This window comes from Streptomyces jumonjinensis (assembly GCF_009600885.1).
Lineage (GTDB): Bacteria > Actinomycetota > Actinomycetes > Streptomycetales > Streptomycetaceae > Streptomyces > Streptomyces jumonjinensis.
This window is the reverse complement of the sequence record NZ_VCLA01000204.1, coordinates 18,505-31,322: the sequence shown is the minus strand read 5'-3', so window position 1 is coordinate 31,322 and position 12,818 is coordinate 18,505. Positions and strand designations below refer to the sequence as shown.

Annotated in this window: 6 protein-coding genes; 5 read left to right on the top strand and 1 reads right to left on the bottom strand. The window is 70.8% G+C overall.

The annotated features are described in order from the left end of the window. Nucleotides 1–466 precede the first annotated feature (466 nt). The 4 genes from FF041_RS37005 to FF041_RS36990 all read left to right on the top strand — a co-directional run bounded on the left by FF041_RS37005 (nt 467) and on the right by FF041_RS36990 (nt 7,303). A complete protein-coding gene (locus tag FF041_RS37005) occupies nt 467–1,612 on the top strand; it encodes an alpha/beta hydrolase family protein (RefSeq protein ID WP_323393701.1) in 1,146 nt (381 codons plus the stop codon). A gap of 247 nt (nt 1,613–1,859) precedes the next feature. Then, nucleotides 1,860–2,780: an N-acetyltransferase gene (locus tag FF041_RS37000; RefSeq protein WP_153527135.1), complete on the top strand. Its 921-nt coding sequence runs from the start codon at nt 1,860–1,862 to the stop codon at nt 2,778–2,780. A 425-nt stretch (nt 2,781–3,205) separates the two neighbouring features. Beyond that, nucleotides 3,206–5,614 carry a penicillin acylase family protein gene (locus tag FF041_RS36995; protein WP_323393700.1) on the top strand — a complete coding sequence of 803 codons (2,409 nt, stop codon included), beginning with the start codon at nt 3,206–3,208 and terminating at the stop codon, nt 5,612–5,614. A 1,158-nt stretch (nt 5,615–6,772) separates the two neighbouring features. Continuing rightward, the gene (locus tag FF041_RS36990) at nt 6,773–7,303 is read left to right on the top strand and encodes a DoxX family protein (protein ID WP_228388941.1); all 531 of its coding nucleotides are present in this window, start codon (nt 6,773–6,775) and stop codon (nt 7,301–7,303) included. Nucleotides 7,304–7,746: 443 nt separating this feature from the next. On the opposite strand, the gene FF041_RS36985 is transcribed toward FF041_RS36990, so the two are convergent. Then, nucleotides 7,747–10,071: a chitinase C-terminal domain-containing protein gene (locus tag FF041_RS36985; RefSeq protein WP_323393699.1), complete on the bottom strand. Its 2,325-nt coding sequence runs from the start codon at nt 10,069–10,071 to the stop codon at nt 7,747–7,749. Nucleotides 10,072–10,452: 381 nt separating this feature from the next. Here FF041_RS36985 and FF041_RS36980 point away from each other — a divergent pair, with 381 nt between their 5' ends. After that, on the top strand, nt 10,453–12,753 hold the full coding sequence (locus FF041_RS36980) for an ATP-binding cassette domain-containing protein (RefSeq protein ID WP_153527129.1): 2,301 nt from the start codon (nt 10,453–10,455) through the stop codon (nt 12,751–12,753). The last annotated feature ends 65 nt before the right edge of the window (nt 12,754–12,818 follow it).

The following is a 12,818-nucleotide window of genomic DNA, read 5'->3' as shown; positions in this document are numbered from 1 at the left end:
TCCGGCCGCCGCGCAGTATCAGGCCCGCTCCCACGGCGTGGATCTCCGCCCCATGGGCCACCATCTGTCCGGTCTCCGCCACCTGTTCACTCACCGTCCCGGTCGCCCGCGGCTCCGGCACCGTACGCGGGGACGGGCGACCTTCCAGCCTTGCCCCGACGGCGGTCCGGGCACACCTGCCGCCTTCCCGGAGGCGGCGTTATCACTCGTGCGGGGTGCGCTCCGGCGAGCCCGCTCGCGCCCCCTGACCCGGCCCGTCTCCCGAGGGAGGCGGTGTGCCACGGCGGTTCCGCCCCCCGGGGCCGTCCGCAGGCTCCGTCCGGAGTGGCACGGGCGGAGAACTCCTGTACGTATACGGGTGATTGACGGGCGAGTGCGCAGCCGACCCCTCCCGATTATTGGTCCGGACCAATTATGGTGTGCGGTGATCCGGGCACCCCCCGCGCCCGGACCCCAGGAGGTGCCGGTGCCCGCCCGTCGTTCCCTGCTGCTCGGAGCCGGCGGAGCGGCCCTCGCGGCCGTCCTGCCCCAGAACCCCGCGTACGCCGCGCCGTCCGCGCCGCCCCCGAGCGACGGCGTGCCCGTGCCGCTGCCCCCGCCCACCGGCCCCCACCCGGTCGCCACCCGCTCCCTCCATCTGGTGGACCGCACCCGGACCGACCCCTTCGCCCCCCTCCCCGGGGCGCGTGAGCTGATGGTCCAGCTCTGGTTCCCCGCCGCCCGCCCCGCCGCGGCCTTCGCCGAGTACGCCCCCGCGCGCACCGCCGCCGTGCTGGAGAGCGAGTGGACGGTACGGCCCGGCTCCCTGGCCAGGGTGCGCACCGGGGTGCGGACCGCCCGGCGGACACCCGCCCGGCCCACCCTGATCCTGCTCAGCCACGGCCGGGGCTCGACCGGCTTCCTCACCACCTCGCTCGCGATCGAACTCGCCTCGCACGGACATCTGGTGGCGTCCGTGGACCACACCCATGACGCCGCCGCCGTCCTCTTCCCCGACGGCCGTCTCATCCGGGGCGATCTGCCCGCCGCGCCCGACGACTGGGACGCCCAGGACCGGCTGGAGACCGGGGTGCGCGCCGCCGATCTGCGCTTCGTCGCCGATCAGCTGACCGCCCGCCGGCCCGCGCCGCCGCGCATCGGCGTACTCGGCCACTCGATGGGAGGCCCGGCGGCGGCCGAGGCGATGCGCCAGGACCGGCGCTTCGCCGCCGGGCTCGACCTGGACGGCGGACTGTTCGGAACCGCCGCCGCCGACACCGGCCTGGACCGGCCCTTTCTGCTGCTGACCTCCTCACCCGACCATGAGTCCTGGGCCCGCTGGCGTGCCGCGCACCACGGCTGGGGCCGCCATCTCCACCTGGCCGGCGGCGGGCATCTCAGCGCCACCGACCTCGCCGGATACGCCGAGGCCATCGGCGTACGGGAGGCGTGGTCCGCCCAGGCGTGGCACGAGGCCCTGGGCACTCTCGCCCCCGAACGGGCCACCGGGATCGTCCGCGCCTACACGGTCGCCTTCTTCGGCCGCTTCCTCGCCCATCGGCCCGCCCCGCTGCTGCGCGCGCCCTCCGCGCGCTTTCCCGAGGTGGAGTTCCGCTGGAGCCGGTCGAACTGATCGCCCCGCCGACCGTCCGACGCTGGAAACGGAGTGGCGCCGGAAGCGGAGTGGCGCCGGAAGCGGAGTGGGCGCCGGCGCTCGCCCCGGGCGCGGGTGTCCATGAGCGGTACGCATGGGGAGGGCGTGCGTACCGCCGTACCCCGGCGACGCCGGAGAGGGGACGCCTGTTCTCCGGGTGCTAGGGTGACACGCGTACCGCACCTCATGGCGGCCTCCCCCAACCGTTGCTCACGGAGGCCCTGTCATGTCTGCGTCTTTGAATGTGCGCCCCTTCCATCGCGAGGACCGCGACCAGCTCACCGTCCTCGTCAACGCGCACGCCGCGGCCGTCATCCCCGGCGCGGCCGTCTCGGTCAACACCGTCCTCAGCAGTCTTGAGCGCTGCCCCGAGGAATACATCACCGACCCCTGGGTCGCCGAGCGCGTCACCCTCGTCGCCGAACGGAACCGGCAGATCGTCGCCGCCGCCCATCTGCTGCGCTACCGCAACGACCCGGACGTGGGCGAGGACTACCGGGACACCGGGCACATCGTCTGGTTCATTCACCACCCCGCGGCATCCGACGACCCCGGGGAGGAGCAGGCCGCCGAGCTGCTGATGGCCGCCTGCCTCGCCCAGCTCACCCGCTGGCACGTCCGCTCCCGGCACCTCGACGGACGACTGCCCGTCCCCGGCGTCTACGGCATCCCCGACCAGTGGCCCCATGTGCGCGCCGTCGTGGAGCGCGCCGGGTTCGTACACACCGGCGACACCGAGGTGCTGCTGCTCGCCGCCGTCGGGGAGCTGCCCGCCCCCGGGCCGGCCCCGCTGGCCGGGCTCACCCTCCACCGCACCCTCGGCGAACTGGGCACCCGGCTCACCGCGCGCCTCGGCGGCGAGGAGACGGCCCGGCTGGAGCTGGACACCGGCCTCGACCGCCCCGAACGGCACGCGCGTCCGGGCGGCATGGCCGACCTCGCCGATCTGGAACTGGCCGACGACGCGCATCCCGAGCTTGTCGCCTGGCTGCTCGGCGAGGCACGGCGGTGGCTGACCCTGTGCGGCGCCGACCGGCTGCTCTCGTACGCCGCCGACGACGAGACCGAGGAGATCGCCGGGCTCACCGCCCACGGTTTCCATGAGCTCACCCGGACCGCCCGCGGCTGGGACCACCGAGGCGTCTGATTCCGGCAGGCCATGGCCCGCTCGCCCCGCCCGCTCGCCCCGCCCGCTCGTCCCGCTCGCCCGGCCCGCCGGGCGAGCGGGCCATGGTGAGAACCCCGGACGGAATCCCCCGCCGACATCGGATGGGCAGATGCCGATCAGCAGCGAATTACTGCCTCATAAATGTCCGATAACCGTCTCTGCCATCGTGGGAAAGAGGACGGAAAGCCACTGTGAAGACGCGGTTCCCGGCGGTCGAGTTCCCTTCTTGACAAAGGGATTTGAGTACTGATGGGTTGTGCTCTGCGCACCGCAGTGGGCGGTGCGCACAAGAGGCTTTCCATCCTCCAATGCTGGGAGACCATTTGTTCTTCCGTACATCTTTCGCGGCCCCCGAAGGGAAACCACGCCGGGCCGGCCGATTCCACGGGCTCACCATCGGGGCGGTGGCACTGGCGACCGCCGCGGTCACCGTCCAGCCCACCGCCGCCGACGCCCCCGACGGGCGACCGGGCGACCGGGCGACCACGGCGGCGTCCGGACCCCTCTCGGCCGTCATCCGCTACACCGAGTACGGCATACCGCACATCACGGCACGCGACTACACCAACCTCGGCTTCGGCTCGGGCTGGGCCCAGGCGGCCGACCAGGTGTGCGTTCTCGCCGACGGGTTCCTCACCGCCCGCGCCGAACGCTCCCGCCACCTCGGCCCGGACCAGGAGCCCGAGGGCTCCCTCTCCGGGGCCCGGACCAATCTCACCAGCGATCTCTACTTCCAGGGCCTGCGCGACACCCGGACCGCCGAGAAGCTGTTCGCGGCGTCCGCGCCGATCGGGCCCGGCCGCGATGTCAAGGACCTCATGCGCGGCTGGGTCAAGGGCTACAACGCCTGGCTGGCCCAGAACCGGATCGAGGACCCGGCCTGCCGGGGACGGTCCTGGGTGCGGCCCATCACCGTCGCCGATCTCGCGCTGGTCAGCCATGCGCTGATCGCGACCGCCGGAAACGGAATGGCCACCGAGGAGATCGTCACCGCCGCCCCGCCCACGGCGAAGGCCGCCCGGACGGCCGGCGCCCCCGACGAGTCCGTCGACCCCGCCGAGGCCGCCCGGAGCGCCAAGCGGCTCCTCGCCGGGCTCCGCAAGGGCATGGGCTCCAACGCGGTCGCCTTCAACGGCTCCACCACCGCCAACGGCAGCGGACTGCTGCTCGGCAACCCGCACTACCCCTGGCAGGGGGGCCGCCGCTTCTGGCAGGCCCAGCAGACCATCCCCGGCGAGCTGAACGTGGCCGGCGGGGCGCTCCTCGGCTCCCCCATCGTCAACATCGGCTTCAACAAGAACGTCGCCTGGAGCCACACCGTCTCCACCGGCACCCCGATGAACCTGCGCGAGCTCACCCTCGACCCGCGGAACCCGACCGTCTATCTCGTCGACGGCAAGCGCGAACGGATGGAGAAGCGCACCGTCACCGTCCCGGTCAAGGGCGGCGCGCCCGTCACCCGTACCCAGTGGTGGACCCGGTACGGGCCGGTCGTCACCGGCCTGGGCGAGGGACTGCCGCTGAACTGGACGGAGAAGACGGCGTACGCGCTCGGCGACCCCAACTCCGCCCATCTGCGCCTCTTCGACACCTCGCTGGCGTTCGGCAAGGCCCGCACCACCGGCACGGTGCTGGACGGACTCCGCCGCACCCAGGGCCTGCCGTGGCTGAACACCATCGCGGCCGACTCCCGCGGCGGCAGCCTCTTCACCCAGTCGCAGGTGCTGCCCAGGATCACCGACGGGCTGGCGGAGCGCTGCTCCACCGAACTGGGCCGGGCCACCTACCCCGCCTCCGGCCTCGCCGTCCTCGACGGCTCGCGCGCCGACTGCGCACCCGGCACGGACAAGGACGCCGTCCAGCCCGGCACCTTCGGACCGAAGAGCATGCCGACGCTGAGGAACGCGCCGTACGCCGTCAACTCCAACGACAGCGCATGGCTCGCCCACCCCGGCCGTCCGCTTCGGGGGTACGAGCGGGTCTTCGGCGACATCGACACCGCCCGTTCACTGCGCACCCGCGGCGGCGCCGATGACCTGTCCGCGATGGCCGAGCGCGGCGGGCTGCGCGTCAAGGACGCCCAGCGGCTCCAGTTCGCCAACCGGGCGCCGGCCGGTCATATGGTCGCCGCCGACGCGGCGCGGGCCTGCGCCGCACTGCCCGGCGGCCGGGCCGTCGCCACGGACGGCGCCACGGTGGACGTCTCCGCGGCCTGCCCCGTGCTGCGGAAGTGGGACCGCACGACCGACGCCGACAGCCGCGGCGCGCTGCTCTTCGAACGCTTCTGGCAGCGGCTGGTGCAGCTGGTGCCGGAGGAGCGTTTCTGGAAGACGCCGTTCTCGCCCAAGGATCCGGTGCGCACCCCGCACACCCTGAACATCGCCGCACCAGGGGTGGCCCAGGCCCTGGCGGACGCCGTACAGGAACTGCGCGCCATGAAGGCGGAGCTGAACGCCCCCTGGGGCGAACACCACTTCGTCGAGCGGAACGGAACCCGGATCCCGGTGCCCGGCGGGCCGGACACGCTCGGCGTCTGGAACATGATGGAGTCGGTCTGGAACCCGGCCGGCGGCGGCTATACCGACGTGTTCCACGGCTCCAGCTATATCCAGGCCGTGAGCTGGAACGGCTCCGGGTGCCCGGTGGCCCGCACTCTGCTGACCTACGGTCAGTCCTCGAATCCGCTGTCCCCGCATTCCAGCGACCAGACCCGGCTGCTGGCCGCGGAGAAATGGGTGACCCCCCGGTTCTGTGAGAAGGACATTCTCGCGTCTCCCGAACTGAAGACGGTCACCGTGCGCGAGCGCCGCTGATTCCCGGGAGCCATGGATCCGCCACGCCGTCCGCCGTATTCCGGTGGGCGGCGTGGCGTTCGGCGTTGGAGGGGGAATCCGCGCGACGGCCGTCACCGGGGTGCGGCACCGCGAGCGGCCGGGGACGTTCACCGGGGCCGGACGCCCGCACTCCCGCCATCGGAACGCCCGTCCCCGGACGGCCCTGCCAACTTCGGCCGGGTCAGGGGCGCTTGACCTCGCTGGGGCGGTGCGGAGGCCGGGACGGGGTCCGGCCGCGGCGCGGTCCGCGGAGACTTGGACAGGTATTGGTCCAGACCTTTACGGGGGCGGGTCTTTACTTATAACGTATTGCCAGATTCGAACGCATGCCGCAGATTCATCAACCCCCCCACAGCGAGGAATTATGCGTTTGACAGCGAGCCCTTCGGCGTACCCCGCGCCGATCGACAGGGTATACGAATGTTCAACGTGCAATCAATGTTCCGGTGCGCATCATAGGCAATCCGGAGGCGGGCATCGCCGTGCGTGGCGCGGCGCTTACGGAACGGCTCGCGAAGGAGCCGCACCGTATCGGGATGCCATGGGGCGTCGTGACCGCTTGACCCAGGTCGGCGATAGGACACGACGGCCCCGCCCCGGTCCGCGCCGGTAGGCTCGGACAACCCCATCACCTTGATCACGGAGTGAGATAGGCGCGGTCGTCACCGTGTCGACCCCGCCCGGACGGAACCCCACCGCCCGGGAAATCCGGGGGTCGGACCGAATTCACCGGTCATCGCCGTTCCGGGCGCCGACCGGCGGCCGGGCAGGGGAGCCGCATTCACGCCCCTGCTCCTTTACGCCGTATCGGGCCCGGTGCCGGAATGCCGCCGGGCTGTGCGGCCCCTGAGCCGCACCGGTCCCCTGCGGGCCGCCGAGCCGTTCCGCCGCAGCGTCCCCCCACGATCGCGCGGCCGGTGCTCGCGGCCTCACGGCGGCCCGGGGAGCGGTTGGCCGGGCCGCCCCGTGCGGACGGCCTGTGGCGACCCCTGTTCCACGACGATCCGAAGCACAGGACCAGTGGCGGCTCAGCCGTGCCCCGATCACGGGGAAACGGTGCGGCCCCCGGACGGCGTACGGGAGGGCGAACCCGTCCGTGCCACGGGTCCGCAGCACATCATCAGGAGGGACCGAACCATGACGAGCCAGATAGAAGGGCGAGGCAGCAGCTCTCCCCGGGACGGGGCGGAGTGCGCTCCGTCGATGAGCCCGGCCGGAGGGCGGATGTGGGGCATGCCCCACATCGAGGCGGCCCTCAGCCGCTATCGACCCCACAGCACCACCGTGCTCAGGGTGACCATCGGACTGATCTTCATCTGGTTCGGGGCGATGAAGTTCGTGCCGGACGCCAGCCCGGCGCAGGACGTTGCCACCAAGACCATGGGCGTGCTGTCGTTCGGCCTCGTCCCCGCCGAGGCCACCCGTCCGATGCTGGCGGTGTTCGAGACCACGATCGGTCTCGGGCTGGTCACCGGGGTGCTGCTGCGGCTGGTGCTCGCCGCGTTCTTCGTGCATATGGCCGGAGTCTTCTCCGCCCTGGTCATCCTGCCCGGGGAGATGTGGAACGGGCAGCTCGCCACCCCCACCATGGAGGGGCAGTACGTCATCAAGAACGTGGTGCTCATCGTCGCCTGTCTCGCCGTGGCCGCGGAGCAACGGCGCGACTGACCGGGCGGGGCGGCGGCGCGTGAAGTATCCGCGCCGCCGCCCCGCGTCCTCCGGTGCGGGGATGGTGGAACATCACCCCGGGATGGGCCGCGACCGGACCGTCGAGCAGCGGCTGAGCCCTGCCGCGCGGATGCCGGCCGGAGAAGGCCGCGACATCGTCATGTATGAGTCCCACCACTCGGCTGGGTCTCCCAGAACGCCCCGTCCATGGTGGCACCCGCCCGCGCCGCCGATGGAGTGCCCGGCCATCCCCACCTGCTCCCGGTCGATCGTATGGGCGTACCGCCATACCGGCCGCAGAGGAGGGCAGGGTCCGGCGTCATGCCGAAGCCGCCCACTGGGGACCGGGCATGGCGAAGGCCCCCGGCGGCGGCAAGGTCAGGGAGACCGCCGCAGGGGGCCTTCGGTTTCAGGAGCCGATCAGAAGGAGCCGGCCCGCCGGATCAGCAGGCGCCCATGTCCTGCCAGACGCCCCACTGGCCGGAGGCGCCGGGCTCGTCGCCCTTGTTCCACCACTTGGCTTTGTAGTTGCGGGACTTGTGGGACACCAGCACCCCGGTGCCGTACTCGCCCGTGGCGCTCCACGCGGGGGCGGTGCAGGTGCCGCCCGGACCGCCGGAGTCGCCGCTCGGCTCGACCACCTTCACACCGCGCGCCAGGTCGCCGGCGATGGCGTACGACTTGCCGCCGAAGGTCACCGTCCAGTTCGACGGGGTCGAGGTGGGGGAGTAGTACACGAAGTCCAGCTCCACCGAGGCGCCCGGGGCCAGCGTCTGCCAGGCCGGCAGCTTCAGCGAGGCCCGGTGGAAGTCGCCCTTGAGGCCGCCCACGTTGTTGCCCGTGTGGTCGCTGCGGATGATCGTCGTACCGAAGCCGGACTGGTCCTTGGCGTTGCCGGGAGCGGAGGTCGCGTAGTCGAACTGGAACTCCGTGCCGCCGGGCAGCGTCGCCTTGGTGTTGTTGGTGATCTTCAGCTTGGGGCTGATGGGATAGTTGGAGTCGCCGAGCGCGAACTGGCCGAAGTCCACGTCCACATTGACGGCCTCGGTCGGCAGGGTGATGCCCGACTTCTTGTTGCCGTAGGGAGCGGCGGCCTTGAACTTGTCGTACAGCGCCGTGGTGAGTGTGTCACCGGGCTCGTACTGGCCCTTGGCAGCGTTCCAGTCGAAGTCGCCCGCCATCTCCCAGATCATCGTCCCGCCGATGCCCTTGCCGACCACATAGTCGGCCTTGGCGGCGATGGACTGCTCGTCCTCGGTGGAGAGGAAGACCTTCTTCTCGGCGTTCCACAGCCACGGCGCGACCAGCGTCGAGTCGTACTTGCGGACGTAGGTGCCGGTCAGCTTGGTGTTCGCGGGGAGGCCGAACTGGGTGATGTAGTCGCCGACGATCCCCTTCTCCAGGTTCTTGGCGTGCCACATCGGGTTGAAGCCCGCCGGGGCCTCCTTGCCCGTGGTGTCCTTCTCGTGCCAGACGTTGTCGATGCCGACCGCGCCGTCACCGCACTTGGTCAGACCCGAGCCGGCCGGACAACTGGTCGCGGAGGACTTCCCCCACAGACCGTCGGTGCCGCCCTGGACGTTCTTCCAGCCGCGGGAGTAGTACGGCAGACCGACGTTGATACGGCCGGCGGGCATCGAGCCGCGGAAGTAGTGGTACGCCCAGTCGGTGTTGAGATACCCGATCCCGCCGTACTGGGCGGTGGAGTACACATTCGACCCGGCCAGCTCGGAGTCCTTGCCGTCGTCGAAGAGGGCGGCGTTGGGGCCGACGTGCTCGTTCCAGGTGCCGTGCAGGTCGTACGACATGATGTTGACGTAGTCCAGGTACTTCTGCACCTGGAAGGTCTCCATGCCGCGCAGCAGATAGCCGGAGGAGGGGGCGGCCACGGTCAGCAGATAGTGCTTCCCGTCGGCGGCGCCCGCCCGGTCGAGCTTCTCGCGGAGGGTCTTCATCAGCACCGCGTAGCCCTTGACCAGCCCGGCACGCCGGCCGTTGGCGAGCTGCCAGTCCAGCGGGTTTCCGGCGTCCTTCATCGTCGTCGGGTACTCGTAGTCGATGTCGACGCCGTTGAAGCCGTACTTCTTGATGAACGCGACCGCGGAGTCCGCGAAGGTCTCGATGCCCGCGTGGTTCACCGAGCCGTCGGCGTTGGTGGCCATCGAGTAGAAGCCGCCGGAGTTGACCCGGTTGCCGTTGTCGTCGTTGTAGCCGCCGGTGTCGGACCAGCCGCCGACCGAGATCAGCGTCTTCACCTGGGGGTGCAGCTTCTTGTACTTGTTGAGCAGGTTGAAGTGGCCCTTGTACGGCAGCGAGGGGTCCATCTCGGCCCCGGCGACGCCGGGCCAGGTCATCCCGGTGGAGGTGTTGTTCGGGCCGTCGCCGCCCACCGTGATCTTGTTAGCGGAGTCGATGGCCGCGAACGCGTAGTTGATGTGGGTGATCTTGTCCCACGGGATGTCCTTGGCCAGATAGGCCGGTCTGCCGTCCTTGCCGGTACGCCAGTTGGCGAAGTAGCCGATGATGCGGCGCTGGTGGTCCGCGCCCATCTTCTCGCGGCCCTCGGTGTCGTAGACGGAGCAGTAGGGGACGTTGACGCCCGGGGTCGCGTAGAGACCGTCGGGGCGGCAGTTCTCCTGGGAGGCGGTCGCCGCGGCGGCCGAGGGGGCGGCCTGCGAGACGCCCGCGGAGAGCGTGCCGGTCAGCAGCGCGGCGACGGCCGCGCCGGCTGTGAGCAGCGACGCTCTGGTACGGATGGGGGACAGCACGTTCTGATCCTCCTGGTGGGGGGCCTCCGCGCCCCTGTCGGGGACGCGGAGTCGTTCTCTCTCGCTCAACATGTGTGGGGGTGGAGCGTGTTGACTCCGGGCGTGCGCACACCCGGAATCGGATCCGCGGAGGTGACGCAGAGATTAAATGGACTAGACCAGTACGTCAATAGGTCTGGACCATTTCCCGCGCTCCGTAATAGAGCCGGGATGTCACAGGTGTGCGCGAGGATGGGCCCGGGGAGCGAGTTCCCCGCTCCGGCCGCGCCTCGCGCGGCCGTCGAGAGACCGGTTCGGCGGGGGTGCGACACCGCCCGCCGGACCCGGGATACGTACGAAGAGCGCAACCGAGGACCGATGAAGAGGACGAGGAAAGCCCGAATGGCCGCTGCCGACCCCGACCCCGACCAGCAGTTGACCCCCGCAGACGCCCACACCGTGATCCAGGTGCGAGGAGCCCGTGAGAACAATCTCCGCGACATCGACGTCGATCTGCCCAAACGCCGGCTCACGGTCTTCACCGGAGTCTCCGGCTCCGGCAAGTCCAGCCTGGTCTTCGGCACCATCGCCGCCGAGTCGCAGCGCCTGATCAACGAGACCTACACGGCCTTCGTCCAGTCGTTCATGCCGAGTCTGGGCCGCCCTGATGTGGACGGGCTGCACAACCTCAGCGCCGCGATCGTCGTCGACCAGGAGCGGATGGGCGCCAACTCCCGCTCCACGGTGGGCACCGCCACCGACGCGTACACCATGCTGAGGATCGTCTTCAGCAGAGTGGGCGTCCCGCACATCGGCGCCTCGGGAGCCTTCAGCTTCAATCTGCCCGAAGGCATGTGTCCCCGGTGCGAGGGACTCGGCCAGATCTCCGAGATCGACGTCGACCAGCTGGTCGACCGGGACAAGTCGCTCAACGAGGGCGCCATCACCGTCCCCGGGTACGCCGTGGACTCCTGGCTCTGGTCGGTCATGGCCGGATCCGGCTTCTACGACCCCGACACCCGGCTCAGGGACTTCACCGAGCGGGAGTGGGAGGACTTCCTCCACAAGCCGCCCGTCAAGATCAAGGTGGGCGGCAACGGCTTCACCTACGAAGGGCTCGCCGCCAAGCTCCAGCGGACCTGGCTCGTCAAGGACCGCGAGGCGCTCCAGCCCCATATCCGGGCCTTCGTCGACCGGGCGGTGGTCTTCTCCCGGTGCCCGGAGTGCGAGGGCACCCGGCTCACCCGGGCCGCCCTCTCCTCGAAGATCGACGGGGTGAACATCGCCGAGTGCTCGGCGATGCAGATCAGCGATCTGGCCGTATTCCTCCGCGCCGTCGACGACCCGGGCGTGGCCCCCCTGCTCGCCGGGCTGCGCCGGCTGCTCGACTCGCTGGTGGAGATCGGCCTCGGCTATCTCAGTCTGGACCGGCCCGCCTCCACCCTCTCCGGCGGCGAGGCACAGCGCGTGAAGATGGTGCGCCACCTCGGCTCCAGCCTCACCGATGTGACCTATGTCTTCGACGAACCGACCATCGGACTGCACCCGCATGACATCCAGCGGATGAACGAGCTGCTGCTGCTCCTCCGCGACAAGGGCAACACCGTGCTGGTCGTCGAGCACAAACCCGAGGTGATCGCCATCGCCGATCATGTGGTGGACCTCGGACCGGGCGCGGGCGAGGCCGGCGGCGAGATCTGCTACAGCGGGGACCTCGCCGGACTCCGCGCCTCCGGCACGCTCACCGGCCGTCATCTGGAACACCGCGCACGGCTGCGCGAGCGGGTGCGCACCCCCCGGGGCCAGCTGTCCATCAAGGACGCGGATCTGCACAATCTGCGCGACGTCAGTGTGGACATCCCCATCGGCGTCCTCACCGTCGTCACCGGAGTCGCGGGCTCCGGCAAGAGCTCGCTGATCCACGGCTATCTCGCGGACCGTGAGGGGGTCGTCGTCGCCGACCAGTCGCCGATCCGCGGCTCGCGCCGCTCGAACCCGGCGACCTACACCGGGCTGCTCGGTCCGATCCGCACCGCCTTCGCGAAGGCGAACGGAGTCAAGGCGTCGCTGTTCAGCGCCAACTCCGAAGGCGCCTGCCCCCACTGCAACGGGCTCGGGCTCGTCTACACCGACCTGGCGATGATGGCCGGGGTGGCCTCGGTCTGCGAGGGGTGCGAGGGCAAACGGTTCACGCCCGAGGTGCTCACCTACCGGCTGCGCGACAAGAACATAGGCGAGGTCCTCGCCATGTCGGTGGAGGAGGCGTACGCGTTCTTCCCCACCGGGCAGGCGAACGCCGTCCTCGGGCGGCTCTTCGACGTCGGGCTGAGCTATCTGCGGCTGGGCCAGCCGCTCAACACCCTCTCCGGCGGCGAGCGGCAGCGTCTCAAGCTGGCCGTCCACATGGGGGAGAAGTCCTCGACCTACATACTCGACGAGCCGACCACCGGACTGCACATGGCCGATGTGGACAAACTGCTCGCACTGCTGGACCGGCTGGTCGACGAGGGCAATACGGTCGTGGTCATCGAACACCACCAGGCCGTGATGGCCCATGCGGACTGGATCGTCGACCTCGGGCCCGGGGGCGGCCACGACGGCGGGCGGGTGGTGTTCACGGGCGCCCCCGCGGAGCTCGTGGCCTCGGCGGACACCCTCACGGCGCGGCATCTGCGCCGGTACGTGGGCAGGGAGACCGGCTGAGGGACGCGGCGGGCGCCGGAGCGAGAGGCCGGCGCCCGGGGTCGCGGGGCCGCCCGGTCCGGCGA